18 protein-coding genes are annotated in these 26,489 nt (G+C 67.5%); 6 read left to right on the top strand and 12 right to left on the bottom strand.

Annotated elements, in window-relative coordinates:
* Positions 1 to 164: 164 nt before the first annotated feature.
* Positions 165 to 3,242 (bottom strand): TonB-dependent receptor plug domain-containing protein, encoded by a 3,078-nt coding sequence (locus tag AC2YG9_RS22360; protein WP_487300214.1) that lies wholly within the window; start codon positions 3,240 to 3,242, stop codon positions 165 to 167.
* 371 nt (positions 3,243 to 3,613) lie between these two features.
* Between AC2YG9_RS22360 and AC2YG9_RS22355 the strand changes: the two genes are divergently transcribed.
* Positions 3,614 to 5,629, top strand: coding sequence for an alpha/beta hydrolase family protein (locus tag AC2YG9_RS22355; RefSeq protein ID WP_487300213.1), 2,016 nt, complete (start codon positions 3,614 to 3,616; stop codon positions 5,627 to 5,629).
* A 62-nt stretch (positions 5,630 to 5,691) separates the two neighbouring features.
* On the opposite strand, the gene AC2YG9_RS22350 is transcribed toward AC2YG9_RS22355, so the two are convergent.
* From AC2YG9_RS22350 to AC2YG9_RS22340, 3 genes are all read right to left on the bottom strand, one after another.
* A complete protein-coding gene (locus AC2YG9_RS22350) occupies positions 5,692 to 7,209 on the bottom strand; it encodes a sulfotransferase family protein (RefSeq protein WP_487300212.1) in 1,518 nt (505 codons plus the stop codon).
* A gap of 122 nt (positions 7,210 to 7,331) precedes the next feature.
* A complete protein-coding gene (locus AC2YG9_RS22345) occupies positions 7,332 to 10,265 on the bottom strand; it encodes a TonB-dependent receptor domain-containing protein (protein WP_487300211.1) in 2,934 nt (977 codons plus the stop codon).
* A gap of 364 nt (positions 10,266 to 10,629) precedes the next feature.
* Positions 10,630 to 12,255: a peptide ABC transporter substrate-binding protein gene (locus AC2YG9_RS22340; protein WP_487300210.1), complete on the bottom strand. Its 1,626-nt coding sequence runs from the start codon at positions 12,253 to 12,255 to the stop codon at positions 10,630 to 10,632.
* 58 nt (positions 12,256 to 12,313) lie between these two features.
* On the opposite strand from AC2YG9_RS22340, the gene AC2YG9_RS22335 reads away from it, so the two are divergent.
* Positions 12,314 to 12,832 carry a hypothetical protein gene (locus AC2YG9_RS22335; RefSeq protein WP_487300209.1) on the top strand — a complete coding sequence of 173 codons (519 nt, stop codon included), beginning with the start codon at positions 12,314 to 12,316 and terminating at the stop codon, positions 12,830 to 12,832.
* A 4-nt stretch (positions 12,833 to 12,836) separates the two neighbouring features.
* Here AC2YG9_RS22335 and AC2YG9_RS22330 read toward each other — a convergent pair whose 3' ends face one another.
* Together AC2YG9_RS22330 and AC2YG9_RS22325 are read right to left on the bottom strand one after the other, a co-directional pair.
* Positions 12,837 to 13,739 carry an ABC transporter permease gene (locus AC2YG9_RS22330; RefSeq protein WP_487300208.1) on the bottom strand — a complete coding sequence of 301 codons (903 nt, stop codon included), beginning with the start codon at positions 13,737 to 13,739 and terminating at the stop codon, positions 12,837 to 12,839.
* On the bottom strand, positions 13,736 to 14,683 hold the full coding sequence (locus tag AC2YG9_RS22325) for an ABC transporter permease (protein ID WP_487300207.1): 948 nt from the start codon (positions 14,681 to 14,683) through the stop codon (positions 13,736 to 13,738). The genes AC2YG9_RS22330 and AC2YG9_RS22325 overlap by 4 nt, the downstream gene beginning before the upstream one ends.
* 185 nt (positions 14,684 to 14,868) lie before the next feature.
* Between AC2YG9_RS22325 and AC2YG9_RS22320 the strand changes: the two genes are divergently transcribed.
* On the top strand, positions 14,869 to 15,279 hold the full coding sequence (locus tag AC2YG9_RS22320; protein ID WP_487300206.1) for a TIGR01244 family sulfur transferase: 411 nt from the start codon (positions 14,869 to 14,871) through the stop codon (positions 15,277 to 15,279).
* Here the strand turns inward: AC2YG9_RS22320 and AC2YG9_RS22315 are convergent.
* Together AC2YG9_RS22315 and AC2YG9_RS22310 are read right to left on the bottom strand one after the other, a co-directional pair.
* A complete protein-coding gene (locus AC2YG9_RS22315; protein WP_487300205.1) occupies positions 15,276 to 16,718 on the bottom strand; it encodes a tetratricopeptide repeat-containing sulfotransferase family protein in 1,443 nt (480 codons plus the stop codon). The two genes, AC2YG9_RS22320 and AC2YG9_RS22315, sit on opposite strands and share 4 nt — an antisense overlap.
* 53 nt (positions 16,719 to 16,771) lie before the next feature.
* Positions 16,772 to 16,918 carry a hypothetical protein gene (locus tag AC2YG9_RS22310; protein WP_487300204.1) on the bottom strand — a complete coding sequence of 49 codons (147 nt, stop codon included), beginning with the start codon at positions 16,916 to 16,918 and terminating at the stop codon, positions 16,772 to 16,774.
* 142 nt (positions 16,919 to 17,060) lie between these two features.
* Here AC2YG9_RS22310 and AC2YG9_RS22305 point away from each other — a divergent pair, with 142 nt between their 5' ends.
* Positions 17,061 to 17,993, top strand: a complete 933-nt coding sequence (locus AC2YG9_RS22305) for a hypothetical protein (RefSeq protein WP_487300203.1) — start codon at positions 17,061 to 17,063, stop codon at positions 17,991 to 17,993.
* Positions 17,990 to 18,892: an MBL fold metallo-hydrolase gene (locus tag AC2YG9_RS22300; protein ID WP_487300202.1), complete on the top strand. Its 903-nt coding sequence runs from the start codon at positions 17,990 to 17,992 to the stop codon at positions 18,890 to 18,892. Before AC2YG9_RS22305 ends, AC2YG9_RS22300 begins: the two co-directional genes overlap by 4 nt.
* Here the strand turns inward: AC2YG9_RS22300 and AC2YG9_RS22295 are convergent.
* The 4 genes from AC2YG9_RS22295 to AC2YG9_RS22280 form a co-directional block, all read right to left on the bottom strand.
* A complete protein-coding gene (locus AC2YG9_RS22295) occupies positions 18,889 to 22,263 on the bottom strand; it encodes a long-chain-fatty-acid--CoA ligase (protein ID WP_487300201.1) in 3,375 nt (1,124 codons plus the stop codon). The genes AC2YG9_RS22300 and AC2YG9_RS22295 overlap by 4 nt on opposite strands.
* A gap of 78 nt (positions 22,264 to 22,341) precedes the next feature.
* Positions 22,342 to 22,704 carry a PDZ domain-containing protein gene (locus AC2YG9_RS22290; RefSeq protein ID WP_487300200.1) on the bottom strand — a complete coding sequence of 121 codons (363 nt, stop codon included), beginning with the start codon at positions 22,702 to 22,704 and terminating at the stop codon, positions 22,342 to 22,344.
* A gap of 27 nt (positions 22,705 to 22,731) precedes the next feature.
* Positions 22,732 to 23,946: a retropepsin-like aspartic protease gene (locus AC2YG9_RS22285; protein WP_487300199.1), complete on the bottom strand. Its 1,215-nt coding sequence runs from the start codon at positions 23,944 to 23,946 to the stop codon at positions 22,732 to 22,734.
* A 286-nt stretch (positions 23,947 to 24,232) separates the two neighbouring features.
* Positions 24,233 to 25,738 (bottom strand): bifunctional aminoglycoside phosphotransferase/ATP-binding protein, encoded by a 1,506-nt coding sequence (locus AC2YG9_RS22280; RefSeq protein ID WP_487300198.1) that lies wholly within the window; start codon positions 25,736 to 25,738, stop codon positions 24,233 to 24,235.
* 106 nt (positions 25,739 to 25,844) lie between these two features.
* Between AC2YG9_RS22280 and AC2YG9_RS22275 the strand changes: the two genes are divergently transcribed.
* Positions 25,845 to 26,462: a TetR/AcrR family transcriptional regulator C-terminal domain-containing protein gene (locus AC2YG9_RS22275; RefSeq protein ID WP_487300197.1), complete on the top strand. Its 618-nt coding sequence runs from the start codon at positions 25,845 to 25,847 to the stop codon at positions 26,460 to 26,462.
* The last annotated feature ends 27 nt before the right edge of the window (positions 26,463 to 26,489 follow it).

Below are 26,489 nucleotides of genomic sequence, written 5' to 3'. Positions count from 1 at the left end.
TCGGAAGACCGCTGACGGGAGCCCAGGACTAGGTCCATCGGGCCGTACAGGGGGGCCATTTCCCTTCGGGAGGGAGCGCCTTGGCGCCCGACATCCAGACAAAAGGAAAGACCGGCGAGGTTTCCCTCGCCGGCCTCCCTTCAGAACAGCCTGACGGCTGGTTCCTAGAAGCGCTTGGTGACGTTGAAGAAGATCCGACGACCGCGCATGTCGTACAGGTTCAGAGCCGCCGTACCAGCACGGAACTGGCCGGTGGACGCCGCCGGAGGACGTTCGTCGAAGACGTTCTGGATACCGCTGGAGAAGGTCCAGTCGTCCATCTTCTTGCGCAGCGAGAACGAGTGGTAGGCAGTGAACTCGTTGTACTGCTTGAAGTAGACCGGCGAGTTGTACCGGGTCGAGTTGAACACGTCGCCGCCGAACTGGTCGGTGTCCGACTGCTTGCCGATCATGTCGGTGTTCCAGAACACCGTCCAATCGCCGCGGTCGAAGCGGAGCGACATGTTGCCCGTGAAGTCCGGCTCGGTGGTCGTGCCGTTGTAGTCTTCCGTCGCCGCACCGCCCAGGAGGGTGGTGACGTCCTTCGTCTGCCAGGTGAACTGGCTGTCGAAGGTCAGGCGGCCGAAGTCGAACTCGTGGGTGTAGCGGATCGTGAGGTCGACACCCCGGTTGATCTGCTCAGCGACGTTAACGTAGCTGTTGTTCACCGTGACGATTTCGTTCGGACGCGAGACCGCGCCGGGGCCATTCCGCGTGAAGAGGGTGCAGAAGGCGTCGGTCGGGAAGGTCGGCGAGGTGTAGCACTGGTTCAGGATGTTGGCCGAACCGAACTGGCGCACTTCGTCGTTGACGAGGAAGTCGAAGTACTCGACCGCCACCGACAGGTCGATGAAGCTGGGGGTCCAGATCACGCCAACGGTGTAGGCTTCCGAGGTTTCGGCTTCCAGCACGCCGGCGCCACCACCCGTAACGATCAGAGCCGAGCTGGAACCGGCCGCGGTGTAGCCCATGGGGACACCGGCGGCGGCGCAGTTGGCCTGGATGAAGGGGTTGGTGTCCAGTTCCCACTGAATGCAGGGGTCGATCGCGCCCTGGTTCTGGAAGGAGGTCTGGTTGGCCAGGTACAGTTCGTACAACGCCGGGGCGCGGAACGAGGTGCCCTTGGTGGCGCGGATGCGCCAGGCCGGGGTGATCTGCCAGTTCAGGCCCACCTTGTAGGTGTCGCCGTTGCCGTAGGAGTCGTACTCGGTGTAGCGGCCCGAGACCTGCAGGTCGAGGCTTTCAACACCCGGCAGACCCTTCAGGATCGGGATTTCGAGTTCGCCGAACACTTCAGTGACGGTGTCGTCGCCGAAGGTGTGGCCGGCGGCCGAGGAGCCCCAGAAGTTGCCACGCTGTTCGTTGATGTCCGGCGTGTCGTCGATCTCGTCCTTGCGGTAGGTGATACCGAAGGCGCCGCCGATCGGACCGGCCGGCAGGTTGAACAGATCGCCCGAGATCGAGGCTTCGATCAGGTCCTGCTTGTAGGTGGTGTTACCCACGGCGTCGAAGGTCAGGAAGTCCAGCTCGGCGGCCGTGAAGTTGCCTTCAAGGATGCGTTGCGAGGTCCAGTCGATGCCGCCCGGCAGGGCCGCGCAGTTGAAGTTGGAGATGTTGTGCACGGCGGCCGGCGTGAAGCACGGCGAGGAGCCAGCGCCGCCCAGCTGGCCGTACGGCAGGCCGGTGCCCGGGTTGATGACCGTGGCGAAGCCACCGGTCGTCGCCAGGACGCGGTCATTGTACAGCGAGTAGGTGTGGTACTCGGCGTCGGAGTCGCTGTGCTGGTAGAAGACGTCCCAGCTGAAGCGGCCGATGTCGCCGCGCAGACCCACGACGGTGCGCCAGTAGTCGACTTCCTGCGACCGGTCGGACCGGAACGGGATGATCGGGGTCAGGTTCGAACCGGCCGGGTTGAAGTAGCCGCTCTGAGCCGCCACGCCGCCTTGAGCCACGGTCTTGAAGATGTCCGGGATCGCAGTGTTGCGCGGGTTCACGGCCGGGAAGAACTGGCGGGCGCCGAACTGGGCCGACTCACGACGGTTCCAGAGGAATTCACCGTAGACTTCCAGCGCCGGCAGGATGTCGAAACCACCCGAGGCGTAGAACGAGGTGTTCTTCACCGGGCTGAGGATCGACTGGCGGCCGTACAGGTCGTCGTCAAAGTGGCCGTAGGGGAAGGTCGCCGGGAAGGTGGCGCGGCCCTGGCGGGCCAGATCGTAGGTGACGCCACCGAAGGTGATCGCGGCCGGGGCGTTGTTGCCCTGGGCGGCGTTCGGGTAGACCACGCCCGGATCCTTGTAGATCAGGTCGCCGAAGGCGTTGGACGTCCGCAGGACGCGGGCGAACAGACCGTAGCACTTGAGGTTATCGGGCTGGGTCTGCGACGGGTCGGTGTTGGCGAAGTCGGCGCGCGGGCCGCCACGGCCACCCAGGTTCAGATAGTCGGCGGCGCAGGCCGTGTCTTCACGGTCCTTACGACGCAGGATCTTGCTTTCCTGGTAGTTCAGCGAGGCGTTCAGGTAGCCACGGTCCCAGGTTTTGCCCCAGGCGATCGACCCACGGTACTGCTCACCACCTTCTTCGAAGGGGATGTTGCCGTAGACGTTGAGTTCCAGGCCGTCGAGGTTCGACTTGGTGATGATGTTGACGACGCCGGCGACGGCGTCCGAACCGTAGATCGACGAGGCGCCGTCCTTCAGGATCTCGAAGCGTTCGACGATCGAGTTCGGGATGACGTTCAGGTCGACGGGGCCGACGGTGCCGCGCGTACCGGCCGGGCCGACGCGCTTGCCGTTCAGCAGGACCAGGGTGCGGGTGGCGCCCAGGCCGCGGAGCGAGATGGTGTTGGCGCCGGGACCACCGTCGGTCACGAAGCCGGTCAGCTGGTTGTTCACCTGGAACGAACCGGCGGCCACCGACGACTGCTGCAGGATTTCAGCGGTGTCGACCAGGCCTTCGAGCGAGGACTGCTCGGAGGTGATCACCTGGATCGGAGCGGAGCTGTTGAACTCCGAGCGCTTGATGCGCGAACCGGTGATGACCAGCGCCGAAACGTCGGCTTCCTCTTCTTCATCTTCGTCGTCCGCGGCAGGCGCGGCGGCGGGAGCCGCGGGCTGAGCCACGGCGACAGTCGGAGCAACCAGAGCGGCGGCCGAGAGGCCGGCGATCAGGGTCGTTCCGAGCAAAAACTTGCGATCCAGCATTGTGAGCACTTTCCCCAGTAGCCCGATGATCCCCATTCGACCACACAGGCGGCCGACCGCGGAACACGAGATTCCGCGAGGTATCAGCGACACTAGGCAGCTTGTATCGCCGTGCCAACAATGATGACGGCATTGCGGCCATTCGTCATGAGGGCGTTACAATCTCGCCACAGTCGGCGGGCTGGGCCGCGGAATGCGGCGCAATCCGACACACGCGTCGGGAGGGAAACTTGGCTTGGCTCTTGGGCAATTCGGGATAGATTGCCTCTCAAACGTGGCCGGACTGATGTGATCGCATGCCTTTCCCTTGGAAGGCGCGCAGCATTCTCCTCCGGAGCGAGCGCCTTAATCCGTGGGGTTTCACAGTGAGATTGTCTTTTAGAATCCTGGGGGCCGTTGCGGCCGCCGCGTTGGCGATCGGGGCCGTCGGCGCCGGTCTGGCCACGGCGCAGACCGCGCCGGCCACACCCCCTTCGGCCGAGGATTTCAGCCGCACGGCGGCGATCCGTCAGGTCACCATCTCGCCGGACGGCAAGCATATCGCCGCCATCCGCTCCGATGACGGCATCCGCAGCGTGGTGTCGATCTGGTCCGTCGCCGACATGAAGAAGCCGGCCGTCAACATCGGCTGCGGAGAGCGCGGCGACTGCCAGGGCGTGCAGTTCGTCAAGAACGACCGCATCGGCGTCGTCGTCCGCCAGCTGGTCACCGAAGGCATCGACAAGGACTACCGATTCCGCCTGATGATCACCGATCTGGAAGGCAAGGACTGGAAGACCACCACCGGCGATTCCGACCAGGGCTCCAGCCAGGCGGCCAACGTCCTGGACCTGCTGCCGCGCGATCCCAAGAACATCCTGGTCATGACCCGCGAGGGGGCGTTCAAGCTGAACGTCTACAGCGGCACCCTGGCCAAGATCTACAACCGCTCGGACAAGTTCTTCGGCGAGCAGACCGACAACAACGGCGAAATCCGCGCCCGCGCCACCACCGACTATGAAGGCGGCCGGCTCTATGTCGCGCAATATGTGCGTGATCCCAAGACCAACGCCTGGACCGAGCTGTTCCGGTTCTTCGCCGCCGACCGCGAGCAGATGAACCTGATCGGGTTCACCGAGGATCCGAACATCGCCTACGTCCAGACCAACAAGGGGACCGACAAGGCGAAGATCGTTCTCTACGACATCGCCGGCAAGAAGGTCCTGGAAGACGCCTTCGGCATCAAGTTCTTCGACGCCAGCGGCGTGCGCACCTCCAACGCCGCCAAGGATGTCGGCCGCCTGCTCGGCTTCACCTACGACGGCGCCGCGCCGGAAGACTACTGGGTCGATCCCCAGCTGGACGCCCTGCAGAAGGGCCTGCGCAAGGCCCTCGGCATCAAGACGACCAAGGTCGCCTGGGTCGATCCGGCCAGCGGCGACAAGGCCACCCTGTCGGTCGCCGACGGCGCCGACGTGCGGCTCAACAGCTGGTCCGACGACATGAAGTACGCCATCGTCGTCAAGACCGGCGCCAGCACCCCGGCCGAATACTACCTGCTGACCGACGGCGGTCAGCTGACCCTGCTGGGCAAGCAGCGCCCGTGGATGACCCCGGCCAAGCTGCAGGCTCTGGGCAGCACCCGCCTGATCCAGTACGCGGCCCGTGACGGCCTGATGGTGCCGGCCTTCCTGACCTCGCCGAACCCGGCGCTGTACGGCCCCGGCCCCTACCCGACCATCGTCACCCCGCACGGCGGCCCCTGGGCCCGCGACTACCTGGGCTGGGACGGCTCGGGCTGGACCCAGTACTTCGCCTCGCGCGGCTATGCCGTGTTGCAGCCGCAGTACCGTGGTTCCGACGGCTGGGGCCAGAAGCTGTGGCGCGCCGGCGACAACGAGTGGGGCCAGAAGATGCAGGACGACATGGACGACGGGGTCAAATACCTGATCGACCAGAAGGTCACCGCCCCCGACCGCGTCGCCATGCACGGCTACAGCTACGGCGGCTACGCGGCCATGGCCGCTTCGGTTCGCCCGAACAACATCTATCAGTGCTCCGTGGCCGGCGCCGGCGTGGCGGAACTGGATCTGTTCCGCGAACGCCTGAACCAGGGCTGGCTGAGGGAGGCCCAGCGGCCGACCATCGGCGGCCTGCAGCCGCTGGATCATGCCGACAAGATCGCGATCCCGATCTTCCTGTACCACGGGGAACTGGACATCACCGTGCCCAAGACCCAGTCGGAACGGTTCGTCGCCGCCGTCAAGCGGACCGGCAAGCCGGTCAAATACCTGGAGCTCAAGAACATGGGCCACCAGTCCAACAAGTGGGAGCCGGGCCAGGTCGGCCAGCTGCTGGGGGCCATCGACAGCTACCTGCGCACCGAGTGCGGTCCGGGCGGCATCTAGCCCGGCCGACACCTCCGACACGGAAAGGGCGGGGAGCAATCCCCGCCCTTTTTGTTTGGGGCCTAAGGCTCCAGGCCCGCGCCGCGCAGAATCTTCAGGGCCGGCTCGAAGCCTGGGCCATAGCGGCGCCAAAGCCCGATGTTGCGGTCGTGCAGCGGTTCACGGACCTGCACCGCCGAGGCGGTCGAGACGCCGGCGGTGTTGTTGTGGAAGTCCAGGCAGGCCGGATCCCAGGGCAGGCCGCAGAAGTCGAGAATGGCGCGAATCTGCCCCTCCGGGTCGGCGACCATGGCCTCGTAGTCGATGACCCTGAAGCGATCCGGCGGCAACAACCGCTCCCACTGGGCGCTGAGCGCCTCGAGACCGGCGACGTAGCGGGCGGTGTCCTCCAGATCGTAGGCATAGTCGTGGAAGACCGAGCCCGAGGCGAAGAACTGCCGGTAGTTGCCCAGCACGGTATCGGCCGGCCGGCGGCGCATACGCAGGATGCGGGCGTTCGGCAGGCTGCGTGAAATCAGGCCGGCGAAGATCAGGTTGAACGGCCGCTTGTCGGTGAAGCGCGGCGTCGCGCCGGCCAGGGAGGCGGCCGCCTCCAGGTAGGTGCGGCCAACCATCGCCGCGGGGGCATTGGCGGTGCGCAGCATGATCTCGGCGGTCGGGCTGCGCTCGCCCTGGACGCCGGCGATGCGCAGGGCCAGCAGCGGCATGGCCCGCAGTTCCCCGGCCGAGGTGACCTGTGCGTGGCTGGAGAGAATGCGGTCCAGCAGGGTGGTGCCCGAGCGCGGCGGCCCGACGACGAAGATCGGGGCCTGCGAAGGATCGCCCTGCCCTGTCGGCCCCCTGGCCCAGGCGGCGGGCGCGGCCTCGAAGGCGGCGACGGCGGCGGCGGCGTCGAAGCGGCGGGCCCGGCGGCGGGCCGTCTTGGCGCGGGTCAGGGTGGCCAGGGCGGCCGGCGCATCACCGATCGCCTCCTGCCCGCGGGCCAGGGCATGGCCGACCCCGAGACTGCGCTCCTCATCGCCGGCCAGGCTGGCCAGCAGGCGGTCGAGACCGGCGAGGTCCTCAGGGGAGGGCCGCCAGCCCGGCAGGCCCGAGAGATTGAACCAGGCCTTGTCGTCCGTGGGGGCGATCGCCAGGGCGCGGCGCAGCGCCTCCTCCGCCTCGGCGAACTGGCCGGCGTGCTGGGCCCCCCAGGCCAGGTTCTTGAGGATGGCGACGTCCTTCGGGGCCATGGCGCTGGCCTGGCGGAAGAGGTCGAGCGCCTCGGCGAAGTCGGCCGTGCGGTTGAGGATGTGGCCCAGGCGATCGAGGGTTTTGGCGTCGGCGCCGGGCAGGGCCCGGGCGGCGCGGGCGCCCGCCCGGGCGGCGGCGACGTCGCCGTAGGTCAGCCGCTCCAGCGCCAGGCGCGCGGCCAGGGCCGGGTCTTTCGGGGCCAGACGGACAGCCTGTTCGAAGGCGCGGATGGCGCCGGCGTGGTCGCGGCGGGCGCTCATCGCCACGCCCTCGTCCCGCCACTGCTCCGCCGAACCGCTCATGGGCTGTTCCTCGCCGCTGGCGGCCGGTGCGGTCAAGCCCGACATGCGGTCGAACACTCCGGAAGCGCGCAAACGCCCCAAACACGCAATTGCCCCAGGCGCTCAAACGAAAGGCGGCGGACCTTTTGGGTCCGCCGCCTCCGTTACTTCAAGTCACTCTGGGCTGATTAGAAGTCCAGGGTGAAGCCCATGAAGATGTAACGACCCAGGGCATCGTAGGTCTGCGGGTAGGTGTTGCCGTTACCCACGGTGCCAACGCTGCGCGAAATCGGCGGATCGTTGTCGAAGATGTTGTTCACGCCGGCGCGGAAGGAAGCGTTGTCGGTCGCCTTCCACGAAGCGAACAGGTCGAAGTAGTTCTCGGCGTCGAAGTTGCCGTCGAGGTTGCGCGGGCCACCTTCGTAGTCAACTTCACCGATGTAGCGCCAGGTGCCGGCGATATCGATACCCCAGGGGGTGTCGTAACCGACGCGGAACCGGTGACGCCATTCCGGAGCCGGCACGCCGCAGCGCGTCGAACCGAATTGACCCAGGCAGTCGCCGCCGTTGGACGATTCGAAGCTGTCCAGCAGGGTGCCAACCAGGTTGAAGCTCAGGCCGCCAGCGTCGCCCAGATCGTAGGCGTAGTTGGCGACGAAGTCGTAACCCGAGGTCTTCAGGAAGCCGACGTTGATGTTGAAGTCTTCAACGAAGCCGCCGTTGGTCCACAGGCTGCCGAGCGCGTTACGATTGATGCGGGCGCAAGCGGCCGCGTCGTTGTCGTTGTAGCAGGCATTGATGGTGTTGCCGGCGCCGAAGGTGGTGATGATGTCTTCCACTTCGATGTTGAAGTAGTCGATCGAGATGTTCAGGCCCGACAGGAAGGTCGGGGTGATCACCACACCCACGGTGTAGGTCTTGGCGGTTTCAGGCGCCAGGTTCGGGTTACCACCGCCGAACAGGTTGTACTGGCCAGCCGGGCTGTCCAGAGCGCCGCTGCCGTATTGAGCAGCGGTCATGCCGGTGGCGACACATTCGGCGATCGGAGCGCCACGACCGGCGGTAACCGCCGTGAAGCCGCAGGGATCTTCGTCCATGTCGAACAGGCCGAGGCCCTGAGCCGTGAACAGTTCGATGACGTTCGCGGCGCGGACGGCCTTCTGGTAGCTGGCGCGGAAGCGGAAGTCTTCCATCGGGGCCCAGTCACCGGCGATCTTGTAGGTGTCGGTGTTGATGCCCGTGCCGTAGTCCGAGAAGCGGTAGGCGAACTCGGCCGACAGCAGCTTGGCGCCCGGCATGTCTTCGATCAGCGGGATCCGCAGTTCGGCGAAGAGGTCGTAGACCTCGGTCGCGCCGCTGAGGCCGATGGTCGGACCGCCCTGGCCGGCGAGGTCGCCGGTGGCGAAGGCCGAGTCGGTGTCCGAGGTCAGTTCGTCGCGGCGGTATTCCGCACCGAACGCCACCTGCACGCCATTGGTGGTCCAGGGCGTCTTGACGCCGTAGGAGCCCAGGTCGCCGGCCACCGAGGCGGTGACGACTTGTTGCGTGGTCGCGGCGCGCTGGATACCCGGGGTTTGCAGGTAGTCCAGGGCTTCGTCGGTCACGCCGCCGAGGGTGAAGATGTTGTACGGGACACAGTTGGGGTCCGTGCCATCAACGACCGAACGGCAGGTCGGGGTGCCGCCAACCGAAACAACGTCCAGGGCGCGGCCGAGGCGCGTGACCGAGAAGTCGTTGCGGTAGATACGCGACAGCTGAACGCGGCTGTATTGGCCGGCCAGGTCGTAGGACCAGTTGTCGTCGAAGTTGCCGCGAACGCCGATGACGCCACGGTAGGACTGGTAGCGCAGGTCGTCCTGACGACCGCCGCCTTCAACGTTCCGGCGACCGATGTAGAGGTCGGTGTCGTCGTCGGCGAGGATCTCGGCGGCCGAGCAGCCGATGGTGGCGGCTTGTTGAGCCGACAGCAGCGGGTTGCCACAGTTGATCGTGCCGGTGCTGAAGAAGTTACCCGACGGCGCGATCTGGGCGACCGTGGCGTAGTCGGTGAACATCAGCTGGGTGAAGACTTCGACGTGGTCGTTCACTTCGTAACGGCCAACGGCGCCGAGCGAGTAACGCTCGTCGGGACGCTGGTAGAAGTTGATCGGGCCGAAGTTGTAGGCGTCGCGGGCGGCGACGTACGGGATGAACTGGTTACCACCAGCGCCACCGACCGTGAAGATGTTGCCGGCGGCGAAGTTGGGGGTGAACTGACCCGGGAACGAGGTGCCCGAACCACCGCAGGTGAAGCTGTTCGGAGTGGCGGCGGCGGGGTTGCCGACGGTGCACGCCGAGTAGTCGCGGTCGGCCTGCATCACTTCGTCGTTGTTACGGTAGGTGACGTAGGCAGTGACGTTACCCTTGTCGTCCGGCGAGGAGACGCCGAGCAGCAGGGAGATTTCCTTGCCGTAGCCGTCCATGACGTTGTCGTCGGGCAGGGCGAAGTTGGTCGGGTTGGTGGCGCCACGAGCGGCGACGACTTCACGGATGTTGCCCGGGCCGTCGTAGTCGTTGTGGTGCTGGTAGAAGCTGTACTGGCCGGAGACCTGAACGCCTTCGAAGTCCTTCTTCATGATGAAGTTGACGACGCCGGCGATGGCGTCCGAACCGTAGACGGCCGAGGCGCCGCCGGTGAGGACTTCAACGCGCTCGACGAGAGCGGCCGGGATCTGGTTGAGGTCGGCGGCCGGATCGTTCGGCGAGCCGTAGGGCATGCGACGACCGTCGACCAGGACCAGGGTGCGGACCGAACCGAGGCCGCGAAGGTCGACCGTGGCCGTACCCGAGGCGCCGTTCGAAACGGTCGAGTTCTGCGCGGCGAACGCCTGCGGCAGTTGGTTGACCAGGTCTTCGACGCGGGTCACGCCCTGGGTCGAGATGTCTTCCGAGGTCACCTGGGTGATCGGGCTGGTGGTCACCAGGTTCGGCTGCGGGATACGCGAGCCGGTGATGAACACGGCGTCGACATCACCTTCCTCGTCCTGGGCGAACGCCGGAGCGGCGGTAGCCAGGGCGGCGAAAGCGGCGCCGCAGATCATCGTGGACGCCAGCAGGCGGCCGCGCGTGGTTTGAACTTTCAACTTATTCCCTCCGAGCCAGCACGCCGTTTTTTCGGTCGTGCTTCCCCTCAAAAGCATGAATTCGGGCCTCCCGGGCGTCATGAGACGTCCGGTTACGCCAGCAATAGGCCCGGGGCCGAATGCCGGTCAACGCTCATTGCCAATCCGTAATGATATCGACGCCAGAATGTCGCATCCGCGCCACAGCCGCCGCGTTCGGGGGCGGCTTCGGCCCAAAACGGCGCTGTAGAAGGCAGAATCGCCCTCCGAACCCCGTTCAATCAAGTCGAAGGCGGGGCGATTCCGAGGCAGGGGTGACACCGGCGAGCCACAGCCGGGCTCGGCGAGCCGTGACCCAACCTCACCCAACGGCAGGTAGAGCGACTCAGCGGGCGCCCTTGACGCACATCCAGCGGGTGCGGTGGTGGTCGACCAGGTTGTCGACGAAGCCGGTGATCCGGGGGTTCACCAGGTTCTTGTTTATGTAGAAATAGATCGGCGCGATGGGCGCATCGTTCAGCATCATGGTCTCGGCCTCGCGCAGGTAGTCGGCGCGCTTGCCGGCGTCGGGCTCGTTGTCGGCCTTGAACATCAGGGCGTCGTAGGCCGGATTGTTGTAGTCGCCGTAGTTCTGCGGCCCGTAGTTGGACTTCTCCATGTCCAGGAAGCTGGTCGGGTCGTTGTAGTCGGCGATCCAGGCGGCGTCGGCCGCCTCGAAGTTGCGCACCCGGTAATCGGCGTAGGAGACCTGCCCTTCCTGCTGGGCCAGGGTGACCAGGACGCCGACCTCCTTCCAGTCCGACTGCAGGGCCGGGGTGAACTGCATGGGGTCGGCGCTGTTGCGGTGCTTCAGTTCGAACTTCAGCGGGTTCTTCGGGCCATAGCCGGCGGCGGCCAACAGCTCGCGCGCCTTCTCCTGGCGCTTCTTGAGCGGCCAGGTCGCCCAGTAGGGGCCGGGCGAGGGCTTGTAGTTGGCGACACCGGGCGGGACCTTGGTGTTGGCCGGCAGCTGGCCGCCGCGCAGCAGGCCCTTGGCGATGAAGTCACGGTCGATGGCCATGGCCAGGGCCTGGCGCACGCGGATGTCCTTGAAGGCCGGCACCTTGCTGTTCGGCCGGGTGTTGAAGGCGATGTAGGTCAGGCCGAGGTAGGTGTTGGTGTGGACATAGCCCGGCATCTTCTCGCGCAGCCGGCTGATGCGGTTGGACGAGATGTCGGTGTTCCAGTCCAGCTCTCCCCGGGCCACCCGCCGCTCGGCCGAAATGGCGTCGGTGGTCGGGTACCAGTAGACCTCGTCGATACAGACGTCCTTGGCGTCCCAGAACTTCGGATTCTTCACCGTATGGACGCTGTCGCCCAGCTTCCAGTCGGCCAGGATGTAGGGGCCGTTGCTGACCATGTTGCCGGGCTTGACCCACTGGTCGCCGAGCTTTTCGACCACATGTTTGGGCACCGGATAGAGGACGTGGTGACGGGCCAGTTCGGCCAGATAGGCGGCCGGATGGTTGAGGGTGATCTCCAGGGTCCTGGAATCGATGGCCCGCACGCCCAGGGCTTCCAGCGGGGCCTTGCTGCTGTTCACCGCCTCGGCGTTCTTGATCAGGAAGATCAGCGAGGCGTACTCGGACGCCGTGTTCGGATCGAGCACCCGACGCAGGGAATAGACGAAATCCTCGGCCGTGACCGGAACCCCGTCCGACCACACCGCGTCGCGCAGGTGGAAGGTCCAGACCAGGCCGTCCGGCGTGGTTTCCCAACGCTCGGCCATGCCCGGAATCGTCGAGCCGTCGGCGGCCGACTGGGTCAGGCCGATGAACAGGTCGCTTTGGATGCGGTCTTCCCAGGTGCCGGTCGACTTGTGCGGATCAAGCGTGGCGGGCTCCGAGGTGTTGCCGACGGTGATGCAGATCTTCCCCTGCGGGCAGGGCGGACGCGACACGGCCTGCTCGCCGCAGCCGGCGAGCGACAGGGCGGCAAGCGAGAGGCCGGCGAGGAAGAGATTGCGGATCATGCCGGGTCGGCCTTCAATGGCGGAAGTTCTGTTGTCGGAGGCGGTCATGACGCTACGCATGCAAAAGGGACTGGCGATCGCCGGTCTGATGGTTGTGATGGCCGGAGGCGCGGTCGCCGCCGATAAGCCCCAGGGGCGGGCCGGCGCCCTGAAGGCGGTCGTCGATTGCCGCGCCATCGCCGACCCGGGCGAACGCCTGGCCTGCTTTGACAAGGCCGCCGCCGCGCTGGACGCGGCCGAGGCCAAGGGCGATGTCGTCGTGGTCGACCGGGGCCAGATGCGCGAGGCCCGCAAGGCCGCCTTCGGCTTCAACTTCCAGATGCCCAGCTTCATGACCCAGGGCGAGAAGGAAGAGGAGCTCACCCGGCTCGAAACCACCATCGCCTCCTCGCGGCTTAACGCGAGCGGCAAGTGGGTGGTCAAGCTGGCCGACGGGGCGACCTGGACCCAGATCGACACCGAAAAGGTCCGCAAGCTGCCGGCCGGCGCGCCGGTGACCATCAAGGCCGCCAGCCTGGGCAGCTACATGCTGAGCGTGAAGGGCTACGGGTCCTTCCGGGCGAAGCGCGAGAACTGACACCCTACCGGTCCTTCGGGTCGATGGCGTCCCGGAGGCCGTCGCCGATGAAGTTGAAGGCCATCAGGGTGACGATCATGGTGAGCGACGGCCAGATCAGCAGCCAGGGCGCCATCTCCATGTCCTGCGTCCCGTTGGAGATCAGGGTGCCGAGGCTGGCCATCGGCGCCTGAACGCCCATGCCGAGGAAGCTGAGGAAGCTCTCGGCGATGATGATCGCCGGGATGGTCAGGGTGACATAGACCACCACGGGGCCCAGCAGGTTGGGCACGATGTGGCGGGCGATGATGTCCGGCGTCTTCAGGCCGGCGGCGCGGGCCGCCTCGATGAATTCCTTCTGCTTCAGGCTCATCGTCTGGCCCCGCACGATGCGGGCCATGGTCAGCCACTCGACCGCCCCGATGGCCAGGAAGATCAGGAAGATGTTCTTGCCGAAGGTGACCATCAGCAGGATGACGAAGAAGATGAAGGGCAGGCTGTAGAGCGTGTCCACAATCCGCATCATCACCTCATCGACCTTGCCGCCCAGATAGCCGGCCGTGGCGCCCCAGGCGACGCCGATGACCAGCGACACGGCCGTGGCGACCACCCCGATGCCCAGCGACACGCTCAGGCCGGCGAACAGCCGCGCCAGCAGATCGCGGCCCAGCGCGTCGGCGCCCAGCACATGGCCGGCGACGCCGGGCGCGGCCCAGACGTCGGTCTTGGTCACCGTGTCGTAGGGGTAGGCGACGAAGAAGGGGCCGATCAGCGAGACCAGCACCATCACGGACAGCACGATCATGCCGAACACCGCGCCCTTGTTGCGCAGCAGGCGGCGGCGGGCGTCGTCCCACAGGGAGCGGCCCTTGACGGCCTTTTCGAGCAGGGCGGCGCGCTCGGGGTTGCCGGGGATCGAAATGCTCACGACAGCCTCACGCGGGGATCAAGCGCCGCGTACAGCATGTCGGCGATCAGGTTCAGGATGAGGATCAGGGCGGCGTAGAAGATGACCATGCCCATGACCACGGTGTAGTCGCGCTGCAGGGCGCTGATGACGAAGAACTTGCCCAGGCCCGGGAGGACGAAAATCTTCTCCACAACCAGCGAGCCGGTGAGCAGGCCGGCGCAGGCCGGGCCCAGATAGCTGACCAGCGGCAGGATGGCGGCGCGCAGAGCGTGCTTGCGGACGATCAGGCCTTCGGGGAGGCCCTTGGCGCGGGCGGTGCGCACATAGTTGGAGCGCAGCACCTCGATCATCCCTGCCCGCACCAGGCGCGAGATGATGGCGATCTGCGGCAAAGCCAGCACCGTGACCGGCAGGATCATGTTCTTGAGGTTGGGGAAGTCGACCCCCGCCACCTTGGTCCAGCCCCAGCCGGCCATCGGCAGCCAGCCCAGCATCGATCCGAACAGCAGCACCAGCAGCGGGGCGGTGACGAAGGTCGGGATACAGACCCCGAGGATGGCCAGTCCCATGGTGGCGTAGTCGATGGACCTGTTCTGCCGAAGCGCCGCGAGCACGCCGAGGAAAACCCCGATGATCGAGGCGGCGATGATGGCGGAAAGGCCGAGCCAGAGGCTGACCTTGTAGTTCTCGCCGAGGATCTGCAGCACCGTCTTGTCGCGGTATTTCAGCGACGGGCCGAAGTCGCCCTTGAGCACATCACGCAGGTAGAGGCCGTACTGCACATGCAGCGGCCGGTCGAAGCCGTACTTGGCCTCCACCACCTTCTGCACCTCGGGGGTCATCTGGCGTTCGTTGACGAAGGGACTGCCCGGGGCGGCCCGCATCATGAAGAACGCCAGGGTCACGACGAGGAACATCGTCGGTATGGCGACCAGCAGGCGTCGGGACAGGAATCGGAGCATGACGGCCTTCAGCTGGCGGGACAAACGTCCCGGGAACGCAAACTCCGACGACAGACTTCAGTTCGACGCAGCTGTCACGTTCCAAAAAATTTAGGTTACCCGGCCGAACTCCGACCAGGCGGCGTTGATAAGTCCATGTCTGACGACGATGTTGTCAACCAGACCTCATTCAGGATGAACGCAGCATGACCGATATCCGCCAGGTGACCCCCGATTTCGCCGTCGCCCCGCAGCTGGCGCCTGAAGATATGGCGGAAGCGGCCGCTCGCGGGTTCAAGCTGGTGATCAACAATCGTCCCGACGGCGAGGCCCCCGACCAGCCGTCGAGCGCGGAGATGGAGGCGGCCGTGCGGGCCGCCGGCATGGACTATGTCCACATCCCGGTGCGCGGTGGTCCGACGCCGGACCAGGTCGAGCTCAACCGGGAGGCCGTTGACGGGGCCGACGGTCCGGTGCTGGCCTTCTGCCGCTCGGGCACCCGTTCGATCGTCACCTGGAGCGTCGGCCAGGCCCTGGCCGGCCGCCAGGACCGCCAGACCCTGGTCGATCAGGGCAGCGCGGCGGGCTACGACCTGACGGGCGTGCTTCCGGGCTAGAGCAGCCCCTCCCCTTCCAGCCACGCCTTCACCGGCGCCAGCTGGCGCTCATAGTTGCGCCAGCGGCCCGAGGCCCGCTTGTACAGCGGCTCGCGCACCTGCCAGACGCTGGCCGTCCGCACATTGCTGTCCGTCTGGTGGAAGGCCAGGCAGGCCTCGTCCCACGCCAGCCCGCAGTGGGCCAGCAGCCGTTCGGTGAGCGGCCGCGGGTCCTCGACGAAGGCGTCGTAGTCGAGGTCGAGGATGTCGTCCGGCCACAGGCGCTTCCAGTGGGCCATCAGCCGCCGCTCCTGGGCCAGGTAGTGGGCGGTGTCCATCAGGTCGGTGGCGTAGGGCATGGCGCCGCTGAGGTGGAGGAACCAGGCTGACAACACGTTGTCGAGCGGGTGGCGGCGGGTGTGGACAATGCGGGCGTCCGGGAACAGGCGCTTGATCAGTCCCAGATGCAGGAAGTTGTCGGGCCGCTTGTCCGTGATGACGTCGGCCGACGGGAACAGGCGGACAAGCGCGTCGAGGTAGGCGCGGGCCATCGGCGCGGGGTCAAGCCGCGCCAGGCTGGCCGGATAGGCCCCCGGGGCCTGGCGGACCAGCGCCGGCAGCAGGGTCAGCTCACCGCCGGAGGTGACGCGCGGATGGCTCGCCAGCACCTGCTCGGCCAGGGTCGAGCCGGAGCGGAACATGCCGAGGATGAAGATCGGCGGCGGCCTCGGCTCCACTGTAGACGTCTGCGTACCTGCCGTTGGAAAGGCGGCGATCAGGTTGTCGACCAGGTCTTCCTGGGCGGCGCGGTCGTAGCGGACAGCCGAGGCGCCGTTGGCGGCGGCGTAGGCCTCGAAGGCGTCGTCGAACGCCCCTGCCCCGTCGAGCAGCTTGCCGAGCGCGAAGCCGAGGCCGGCGCGGTCCCGCGGCTCCAGACCCGGCCGGGCCAGCGCCTGGCGCAGACGGCCGATGGCGGGGTCGGCCGGATCGGTGACGGTGCGCAGCTGGGCCGCGCGCGCCAGGGCTTCAGGATGATCCGGCTCCAACGCCAGCAGGGCCTCATAGGCGGCGAGGGCCTGGGCCTTGCGGCCGCGATCCTCGTGCAGATTGCCGAGGTTCAGCAGGGCCGGCTGATACTGGGGATTGAGCCTGAGGGCGGCGGCCAGTTCCTGTTCCGCCAGATCGGGACGGCGCAGGTCGTCGGCATAGATGACGCCCTTGTTGAGGTGGGCCTCCTCCGGTCCGCCAAGCCCGTGCGCCAGGGCCTGGTCGTAGGCGGCCAGGGCGTCCTCGAACCGCCGGGCGCGGCGGTACATCAGAGCCAGATTGTACCAGCTGTCGGGCAGGGCCGGCCGCTGGCTGAGCAGCTGTTCGTAGGCGGCGATGGCTTCGGGCACACGGCCGGCGCGGCGCAGGTCGGCCGCCCGGGCGATCAGGGATTCGAGAGCGGCGTCGGCCATGACCGCATTAAGGGCCAATCGGCCAAGGCCTCAAGTGAAGCGCGCCTCAAGCGTCAGTCGCCGAGGGCGACCCTGGCCGCCATGGCGCTGGGTTCCGCCTCGCAAGAGGCCAGCACCAATTGCGCCGCCATGAGACAGAGAATCGCGAACGCGACCCGCTGGAGCCGTTTTGAGACAAAGATCATCGTATCCAGGGCCATTTTACGCACCTTCCCACCAGTCCTGGGGGCCTGAGCGCAACTTCCGGGCCGATCACGCACGCCTCGCGGGCAATTCGTTTGTAGTTGATCCGAATTACCCTAGCTTCGTCCATTCATGCGTCGCGGGGGCGGAGCAGGCTGTATGACGAGAGCGTTCTGGGCGTCGGACTTCTCCGTGTCCGGCGGACGGATCAGGGTTCACAAGACCGGCGCCGACCTGGCGCTGGATGGCGCCCTCGTGGCCGAAGGGCTGGTGTGGTTCGTCTACTATGTGCCGGTGCGGCTGAAGGCCTTCTGGATGCGGCTGACCCGGCCAGGACCGGCTGTCTGGTTCGCCCCTGACAAGCCCCGGCCCTGGTATCTGGTCTGGGCCGCCTGCGCCTGGGCCGGCGCCCGCATCGCCCGCACGCCCGAGGAAGCCATCGCCGGCTTCTATTTCGACGACAGCGCCGTCGGCGCCCCGCCCAACACCGGCCCCGAGCGCCGCTTCAACTGGCGCTGCACCGATGTGACAAAGAGCCACGTGGCCCGGATATTCGGAGAGAGCTTCGGCTATCCCCTGATGGTCGACCCCGCCACCGCCGAGGGCCCGCTGGTCGAAAAGGGCGAGGACAACGGCGTGCACGATGGCCGCATCGTCACCGCCCCCTGCCCGGCCCTGCCCGGAAAGACCTATCAGAAGCTGATCGACAACACCGAAGGCGACCTGGTCGCCGACTTGCGCACGCCCTGCGTCGGCGGCAAGCCGGTCTGCGTCTTCATCAAGCGCCGGCCGGTCGCTGACCGCTTCGCCAACCACAACAGTTCGACCACCCTGACCACCCCCGAAGCGGTGTTCACGGCGGCCGAGCTGGAGGCCATCGCCGCCTTCTGCGCCGGCATGGGCCTCGATTGGGGCGGACTGGACATCCTTCGGGACAAGGACGGACGTATCTACGTCGTGGACGTCAACAAGACCGACATGGGGCCGCCGATCGCGCTGCCTCTCAAGGACAAGCTGAGCGCGACACGCTTGCTCGCGGCAGCTTTCCTCACTCTAATTCACCAAGATTCCGGGACGGGCGTCGCCGCATGATTCCTTTCGTCAGAGAGATCGAGTTCGAGTACGGGGCCTGCGACCGGGTCTCGCCGCTCATTCGGCGCGTCGTCGCGCCAAATCCGGGGCCGTTCACCTACAAGGGCACCGGCACCTACATCATCGGCACGGGCGAGCTGGCCGTCATCGACCCCGGCCCGGACATCGACGCGCACCTGGAGGCCATCCTGGCCGCCACCGCCGGCGAGCGCATCACCCACATCTTCGTCACCCACAACCACGCCGACCACTCGCCCCTGGCCCGCCCTCTGGCGGAACGCACGGGCGCGACCATCTACGCCTGCGCCAAACAGGGCGTACCGACCGAGTCGGAAGTGCGGATGGAAGCCGGCGACGACCGCAATTTCCGCCCCGACATCGGGCTGTGCGACGGCGGCATGTTCTCGGGGCCCAACTGGACGCTGGAGGCGATCCCGACGCCGGGCCACACCTCCAACCACATCTGCTACGCCCTGATCGAAGAGAACGCCCTGTTCAGCGGCGACCACATCATGGGCTGGTCGACAACGGTGATCAGCCCGCCGGACGGCGATATGGGCGACTATTTCGAAAGCCTGGAGACCATCAAGGCGCGCGACTTCTCGACCCTCTGGCCGACCCACGGGCCGCCGGTCACCGACCCGGCCCCCTTCGTCCAGGCCTACATCGACCACCGCCGCGCGCGGGAGAAGCAGATCCTCGGCGCCCTGGCCAACGGCCACACCCGGATCAAGGCCATGGTGCCGGAGCTCTACAAGGACGTGGACTCGCGCCTCTACCCGGCCGCCGCCCACTCGGTGATGGCGCACATGGTGCAGATGGTCCGCGACGGCCGGCTGATCACCGACGGTGAGCCGACCCTGGACAGCGATTACCGGCTGGCCGAACCGGTGGCCTAAGCCGCCGGGTTCAACGCCGCCGTCAGCCGCCCGATCCGGCGGCAGTTGGCCCCCAGATCACCATTGCCGACCCGGCTGATCGAGCGGATGTCGATGCGCGAGCCGATGCCCTGGGGCCGGATACGCACCGCCACGTCGTCCTTGAAGCGGTAGACCAGGCTGGTCGCCGTGCCCTCGAGGCGGCCGGCGCGGACGTCGTCGGTAACGACCGTGATGCCGTCGGCGATCATCGCCGCCTTGACCGCCGCGAAGGCCTCGGCGGGCTGCATCGAGACCATGGCCGGGCGGGCCGCGCGGCAGGTCTCGCTGTTGATCTCGGCGATCGGCCGGCCGGCGCCGTCGCCGGCGTCGAGCGGGACGACCGGGTTGGGCTCGACCAGGTTGGCGTCGGGCCCGCGCGCCGACATGATGTTCGAGGTGAACAGCAGGGGCTCGGACCAGTCGGTGGCGACATCGTGGATGCGCGGCGACTGACCTTCCCACCAGCCCAGGGCAGCGAAGCCGCCCAGGGTGGCCAGGGTCAGGAACACCGCCAGCAGCGCCTTGCCCCAGTGCTTCTTCCAGCCGGCCAGGGCGGCGATCAAGAGGCCGACAAAGCTGGTCAGAACGCTGACGAGAGCCAGGGCCGGAGCCCAGCCGAGGTTTTCGGCCGGACCGGCGCTCAGCACCGACAGATAGCCGTCGCGCCAGTCCCACAGCCCCGCCCACATGCCGGCCGCGCCGGCCAGGACGGTCAGAACCGGGGCCAGCGCCAGGGCAACGGCGATGGTCAGGACGTGGTCGACCATCCCACCCTTCGCCTTGGTCTTCTTCTTGCCGCCGGCCGGAACCGGGGTGAAGGCCAGCGACGGCTCATCAGGCGTAGCGACGACGCTGGCGTCGCTCTTCAGGCTGGACGGGAAGGCCAGGCCGCCGTCGGAGACCTTGGCCTTCTCGACCTGGCTCTTGACCAGCGCGGCGCCGGCCACGGCCGCCGGCACGGCGCCGAGCGGCGTCATGTCGGGCATGCTGGGCAGGGCGGCGGGGACGTCTTCGTCCTCGCCCTTCTTGCCTTTGGAAACCACATGCTCGGTGCGCGGCGGTTCGGCCGCCCCGCCCGGGCTCCAGGTCAGCGGCAGGTCGCCTTCCGGAATCTCGTCGCTCGCGGGCGGCGCCGACTGCGAAGGCGGCGGCGCCGATTGAGCCGGCGCGGCAGGCGCGGCGGGCGGCGGCGCCTTGGCCTCGACCTGCGGAGCCTCGGCCTTGGGGGCCGGGGGCGGTTCGCGCACCGGCTCGACCTTCAGGGTCTCATCGCGGTGCGACTCGTCGCGGGTGAACAGCATGCCGCCGGCCGCGGCCGCGGCGGCCCCGGCGATCAGGGCCTCGGCAATCGGCGCCGGACCAGCCGGGCGCGCAACCGGGGCCGGCGCGGCGTCAGCCTGCACGGACTGTTGCGGCTGGACCAGGGTCTCGATGCGGTTCTCGGCCGACTCGGCCCCCTGCCCGTGCGCTTCGGGCCCGTGCGCTTCGGGCGCGTGCTGATCGGGGATCGCCTCGGCGTTATGGTTATCAGCGGCGGTCGGGGAGCGGTGGCCCTCCGCCTCCGCGCCGGCCGCCGCCCCGTCAAAAGGGTCGGCGGACTCCGCTGCGGGCGGTTCAGGCGCGTGCAGCACCGGGTCAGGCTCGGCCCGCAGGGCCACCGGCGTCGCGGCCGCCGCGGCGGCCATGGCGGCCATCAACGGCACGTCTGGCAGCACATAGTCGGCGAAGCGGGCGCGCAGCACCTTCTTGTCGATCTTGCCGGTCGCGCCGAGCGGGATGTCGTCGACGAAGACCACGTCGTCCGGCATCCACCATTTGGCGATCTTGCCGGTCAGGTACTCGATGAACTCTTCCTTGGTCGCCGTCTCGCCGGGCTTCAGCTTGACCAGCAGCAGCGGACGCTCGTCCCACTTGGGATGCAGGATGCCGATGACCGCCGCCAGTTCGACCTTGGGGTGGCCCATGGCGATGTTTTCGATGTCGATCGTGCTGATCCATTCCCCGCCGGACTTGATGACGTCCTTGGCGCGGTCGGTGATCTGCATGAATCCTTCGGGGTCGATGGTCGCCACGTCCCCGGTGTCGAAGAAGCCTTCCGGATCGAGGATGGCTCCGCCGGCGCCCTTGAAATACTCGCCGACCACGAAGGGCCCCTTGACCATCAGGTGGCCGAAGGTCTGGCCGTCGTGCGGCAGCCGCTCGCCCGCGTCGTTGGTCAGCTTCATCTCGATGCCGTAGGGCGGGCGGCCCTGCTTGAGCTTGTAGGGCATCTGCTCGTCATAGGAGAGCTTGGCCACCCGGGCGTTCGGAGACCCAAGAGTGCCCAGCGGCGAGGTCTCGGTCATGCCCCAGGCGTGCAGGACGTCGACGTCGTAGCGTTCCTTGAAGCCCCGGATCAGGCTTTCGGGACAGGCCGAACCGCCGATCACCACCTTGGTCAGGTGGGGCAGCTTGAGGCCCTTGGAATCGAGTTCCGCCAGCAGCATCTGCCAGACGGTCGGCACGGCGGCCGAGAACGTCACCTCTTCCGTGTCGAGCAGCTCATAGATCGAGGCGCCGTCCATCTTGGAGCCCGGCATGACCATCTTGGCCCCGACGGCCGGGCAGGCGAAGGCCGTGCCCCAGGCGTTGGCGTGGAACATCGGCACCACCGGCAGGACGGTATCGACGCCGGACATGCCCAGCACGTCCTTCTGCAGGCCCACCAGGCAGTGGATGACGTTCGAACGGTGGCTGTAGAGCACGCCCTTGGGGTCGCCCGTGGTGCCAGAGGTGTAGCAGAGGCCGCAGGCGGTGTTCTCGTCGAACCCGCCCCAGGCGCAGTTCTCGGACTGGCCGGCGATGGCGGTCTCGTAGCAGTGGGCGCCGCCCCACTTGATGCCCGGCACGCCGTGGATCTTGAAGCCCGGCATGTGGCTCTGGTCGGTCATCACCACCACATGCTCGACGCTCGGGCAGTTGGCGAGGATGCTCTCGAGGATCGGCACAAAGGTCAGGTCGACGAAGATGATGCGGTCTTCGGCGTGGTTGATGATCCAGGCGATCTGGTCGGGGTGCAGGCGCGGATTGAGCGTGTGGCAGACCGCGCCGATGCCCATGATGCCGTACCAGGCTTCCATGTGCCGGGCGGTGTTCCAGGCCAGGGTGGCGACGCGGTCGCCCAGCTGGATGCCCAACTGCAGCAACAGGTTGGAGACGCGTTTGGCCCGGCTGTGAATCTGGGCGTAGGTCGTGCGCACGATCGGTCCCTCGACCGACCGGGACACCACCTCGACATGGCCATGCCAGTTCTTCGCGTGGTCCAGGATCTTGTCGACCGTGAGAGCCGAGTCCTGCATGAGGCCGCGCATACGCTTCACCTTCCCCGAGTGTATTTCCTTACGGAAGCACGCTAACGGCCCCGGCGCCGCAGTGCAAACAGGCGCTGCCTACGGGCGAGCAGATTCTGGCTGTTCAAGCACCAGGCGCACGGTCCGGCGGGCGGCTCCGCGCCGCACCGTCAGCTCGACCTGCTCGCCCGGGCGGGCGGACAGCGCCCCCGGGATGTCGTCGACGCCGCCGCCATTGGCGCCCAGCAGGACATCGCCGGGCCGCAAACCCGCCCGCGCCGCCGGACCCAACGGCTCCAGCTCAGCTATCTTGGCCTCCTTGCCGACCAGGATCACGGTCAGGCCGGACCAGCCGCTCGGCGGACGGATGGGAGGATCGTCGTTCGCCAGCGCCGGGGCGGCGGCCAGCAACAGGCCGGCGCCGCTGAAGGCCATGAGCATCGCCCGCCTTGTGCCGTTCATGGATCGTCCCGAAACCGTCATCGCCCGTCAGATGACGTCTTCCAGCACAACCGTGACCAAAGTTGGCGCCCCGGCCCGCTCGACCTGGATCTCCACCTTCGACCCCGGCGCCCCGCGCAAAGCCCAGAGCATGCCGTAGAAGCCGTCGGTCCCGCGCCAGCCGGTGATCCTGTCCGACATCTTCAGCCCGGCCTTGGCGGCCGCGCCGGCCGGGTCGATCCAGGTGATCCGCACATGGTCGCCGACCACATCGGCGTTCATGCCGGCGCGGTCGTAGCGATAGATGTCCTGGATGGCCCGGCTGGGCTTGAAGTAGAAGCGCCGCCGCGCCGGGTGGTTGAGGAAGTTGATCCGCCGCAGGATTTCCATGCCGACGATGCCCTGGACGTCCTGGACGCTGTCCTTGTCGCTGTCGGCCGGGTGGCCGAGCACGGTGATCGGCGTGGCGAAGCCGTAGCGGCCGATGCGCAGCTTCTCGCCCCGCACCGTGCGGGTCTTGGCCTCGCCGGCGACGGTGTTGATGCCGCCGTCCAGGTGCTTTGGATAGTGGTCCCACAGGCCCCGCTTCTTCACATAGTCGGGGAACAGAAACAGCATGCCGGTGTAGCCGGTATCGACCAGCAGCCGCACGGGCTGGCCATCGAACGTCGCCTCGATCACCGGCCGGTGGTCGAAGTCCTGGAAATGTTGGGCGTCGGTGGCGTTGGTCCCCAGACGGTTCGTCGTCCCGAAGCTTTCGCCCTGGGTGAAGGTGGTCAGTTCCTCATAGCCCTCCGGCGCGCCGCCTTCGGACAGGCGAACGGCGACGGTCAGCTGCTGGGTGTCGAAGTCCAGCCCCATGATCGCCCATTTGGCCACCGGCAGGATGCCGACGATGAAGTCGCTGTCGTCGCTGAGGGCGCCCAGCAGGACGGCGTCCTGCTCGCGCACCGCGCCGCCGCCGATGGCGACCTCATTGGCGGTGTAGATGGCGACATCGCTGCGGCCGACCGCGGCCTGGATCCTGCCGGAGGTGACGCGCGGCAGGCCGTGGGCCTTGGCCGCCTTGTTGCTGATGCCGAAGGCGTTCGAGCCGGTGTCGACCAGGAAGGCCACCGGGTCCTTGCGGTTGATGGTCGTCGCCACCCACGGCCGGTTGCGCGTGACGCGGAACGGAATCTGGACACTGGTCGCGGCGGCGGCCGGCGAGGCCAGCAGCATGGCGCCGCCGGCGGCCAGCGTGGACCGTCTGGTGATGGACATGAACGCTTCCCCCCTACTCGGGCGCGAGCGTCCCCCCGAAGATTACTTTCGTCAATGGCTACGCCCAGTCGACACTCACTCGCTTTTCCTTCCGCTCATCCCGGCGAATGCCGGGATCCAGTTCATAGGGCGCCGAGGGTCAGGACTCGTGCCCGTGGGCACGGCGGGAATTCTCCGCCCAACTCATCACCGGCGTGCGCAAGCGCACGCACTCCCACCACCGAGCCTTACGAACTGGATCCCGGCATTCGCCGGGATGAGCGGAAGAAAAGGGGGGACCTGTAACCTAGCTGAGGGCCTTGACCAGGGCCTCGGCCGCCGGTTCGAAGTCGCCATCGCTGTCGACGCGCCGCCAGGTCATTTCGCCCAGATCGCGGGTCAGCTGGGCGTCGAGTACGTCGCCGGTTGCATCCGAGGCATCGCCGCTGCGGCCGGCGATACGGTCGTGCAGCAGACCGGCCGGCGCCTCCAGCCACAGCCCCTCGAACGCGACACCGGCCTTGCGGGCCAGGTCGGCGGCGGCGGCCCGTTCCTCGGGCTTCATGAAGACGGCGTCCAGTATAACCGCGCGGCCGGCCGCCAGGGCCTTGCCGGCGTCCTCGAACATCTGGCCGTAGACCCGGGGGCTGACTTCCGGCGCATAGGCCTCCGGCGGCAGCCGATCGAGCGGGGCGGCGCCCCACAGGCGTTTGCGGATCTCGTCACTGCGCAGGATGACCGCTCCCGGCGAGGCGCCGAGGCCGGGAGCCGCGATGCGGGCAAAGGTCGACTTGCCGGAGCCCGACAAGCCGCCGACGGCGGCCAGCACCGGCTTGACCGGCTCCAGATGCGCCAGGGCGGCGGCCAGATACGCGCGAGAAGCCTCGATGTCGCCGCCGTGGGCCTGAACATGGCAGCGCACCCCGGCCCGCACCGACAGGGCCAACGGCAGGGCCTCCAGCCCGCTCCACAGCCCGCCCGGCAACAACCGCGCCCCCTCGTCCAGCCAGGCTGACAGCACCCGCACGGCCGCATCGCGGCGGCGGCGGAAGTCGAGGTCCATCAGGAGGAAGGCGACGTCATAGAGGACATCAATCTCCGACAGGGTGTCGTTGAACTCGATGCAGTCGAAGAGGATCGGCCGGCCGTCCTCGAGCAGGATGTTCCCCAGGTGCAGATCGCCGTGGCAGCGGCGCACCCAACCCTCTTCCAGCCGGTCCTTGAGAAGGGTTTCCAGCCGCGCCCGCTCCGCGTCGGTGGCGGCGATCAGGGCCTCGACCGGCTCCTTGCCGAGCTTGGGGATCAGGTCCTTCATCAGGGCGGCGTTGGAGCGGATGGTGTAGCTCATGCCGCCGGCCGGTTCGGCCTCGCGGGTCACTGGGGCCTCGGCGTGGAAGCGGGCGATGGCGCGGCCCAGATCGTCCGACAGGGCGCCGTCCACCGCATAAGGCTGCTCGGCCAGCACGGCGGTCTCGTCGAACCGGCGCATCTCCAGCACCGACTCGACGTGGTCGCCCGACCCGTCCAGCTCCAGGCCCCCATTCGCACCGCGGGTGATCGCCCCGACGCGGCGGTAGATGTCCGGCGCGGCGGCGCGGTTGAAGGCCAGTTCCCGCTCAAGCGCCCAGTGACGCAGGGCGGCGGTCTCATAGTTCAGGAAGCCGAAGTTGACCGGCTTCTTGACCTTCAGGGCCAGGTCGCCGGTCAGATAGACGCGCGCGCAGCTGGTCTCGATGATGCGGTCGGCGCGGGCCCCCAGCCAGGCGGCGATCTCGGCTTCCTGCTGGATTTCTTGCGGCGTCGGTTGGCTCATGGCCGCTGCATATCACAGGCCGTGCGCATTTGCCCCCTCGCCAATCCCTTGCTCCGTAAGGGATTTCGCCTTACGGGAGTAATGACCATTGTTATACAGAGGACGCATGGGGGAGCGAGGGGGAGAGACGCGCAGCGAGCGCAAACGCCGCGACATCATGAAGGCCGGCCAGTCGGTCTTCCTTCGGGAGGGCTACTCCGGCGCCGGCATGGAGGTGGTGGCCCGCGAGGCCAGCGTCTCGACGGCGACCCTCTACGCCCACTTCCCCAGCAAGGGCGATCTGTTCATCGCCGTCGTCGAGGCCGCCGTCGTCAGCCTGGCCAACGATATCGAGGAAACTCTCGATTTTCCGGGGGACGCCCGGACCCGGCTGAGCGCCTTTTCCCTGGCCTACGCGCGGTTCTACACCGATCCCTTGTCGAGGGCCGTATTCCGGCTGGTCACCGGCGAGCGCCGCCGCTTCGCCGACCTCGCCGATCACTTTCGCACGTGGTCGCGCAACGCCCTGGGCGGCAGCGCGATCACCCTCATTACCCGATTGGCCGAAGAAGGCCTGCTGAAGGTCGAGAAGCCGGCCTGGGCGGCCGGCCAGCTGCTGGGCATGCTCGAGCACTTCACCCTGACCTTCGGCCTGGTCGCTGGCGACGAGGCGGTTCCGCGCCGGCCCATCGAAGACATCTGCGCCGACGCGGTCGAGACCTTCCTGGCGCGGTACGGGGCCTGAAAACCCCGCCCGCCGGGCGCTCCGGCG

It is taken from the genome of Caulobacter sp. SRI_014 (assembly GCF_057586315.1).
The sequence above is the reverse complement of the archived record's forward strand: the minus strand, read 5'-3'. Positions and strand labels throughout refer to the sequence as shown.

What these genes read in the sequence shown, in the direction of transcription:
- AC2YG9_RS22360 (WP_487300214.1), bottom strand. Translation starts at nt 3,242, where the DNA reads ATGCTGGATCGCAAGTTTTTGCTCGGAACGACCCTGATCGCCGGCCTC.
- AC2YG9_RS22350 (WP_487300212.1), bottom strand. Translation starts at nt 7,209, where the DNA reads ATGTCGGGCTTGACCGCACCGGCCGCCAGCGGCGAGGAACAGCCCATG.
- AC2YG9_RS22340 (WP_487300210.1), bottom strand. Translation starts at nt 12,255, where the DNA reads ATGATCCGCAATCTCTTCCTCGCCGGCCTCTCGCTTGCCGCCCTGTCG.
- AC2YG9_RS22335 (WP_487300209.1), top strand. Translation starts at nt 12,314, where the DNA reads ATGCAAAAGGGACTGGCGATCGCCGGTCTGATGGTTGTGATGGCCGGA.
- AC2YG9_RS22325 (WP_487300207.1), bottom strand. Translation starts at nt 14,683, where the DNA reads ATGCTCCGATTCCTGTCCCGACGCCTGCTGGTCGCCATACCGACGATG.
- AC2YG9_RS22320 (WP_487300206.1), top strand. Translation starts at nt 14,869, where the DNA reads ATGACCGATATCCGCCAGGTGACCCCCGATTTCGCCGTCGCCCCGCAG.
- AC2YG9_RS22315 (WP_487300205.1), bottom strand. Translation starts at nt 16,718, where the DNA reads ATGGCCGACGCCGCTCTCGAATCCCTGATCGCCCGGGCGGCCGACCTG.
- AC2YG9_RS22310 (WP_487300204.1), bottom strand. Translation starts at nt 16,918, where the DNA reads ATGGCCCTGGATACGATGATCTTTGTCTCAAAACGGCTCCAGCGGGTC.
- AC2YG9_RS22305 (WP_487300203.1), top strand. Translation starts at nt 17,061, where the DNA reads ATGACGAGAGCGTTCTGGGCGTCGGACTTCTCCGTGTCCGGCGGACGG.
- AC2YG9_RS22300 (WP_487300202.1), top strand. Translation starts at nt 17,990, where the DNA reads ATGATTCCTTTCGTCAGAGAGATCGAGTTCGAGTACGGGGCCTGCGAC.
- AC2YG9_RS22295 (WP_487300201.1), bottom strand. Translation starts at nt 22,263, where the DNA reads ATGCGCGGCCTCATGCAGGACTCGGCTCTCACGGTCGACAAGATCCTG.
- AC2YG9_RS22290 (WP_487300200.1), bottom strand. Translation starts at nt 22,704, where the DNA reads ATGAACGGCACAAGGCGGGCGATGCTCATGGCCTTCAGCGGCGCCGGC.
- AC2YG9_RS22285 (WP_487300199.1), bottom strand. Translation starts at nt 23,946, where the DNA reads ATGTCCATCACCAGACGGTCCACGCTGGCCGCCGGCGGCGCCATGCTG.
- AC2YG9_RS22280 (WP_487300198.1), bottom strand. Translation starts at nt 25,738, where the DNA reads ATGAGCCAACCGACGCCGCAAGAAATCCAGCAGGAAGCCGAGATCGCC.
- AC2YG9_RS22275 (WP_487300197.1), top strand. Translation starts at nt 25,845, where the DNA reads ATGGGGGAGCGAGGGGGAGAGACGCGCAGCGAGCGCAAACGCCGCGAC.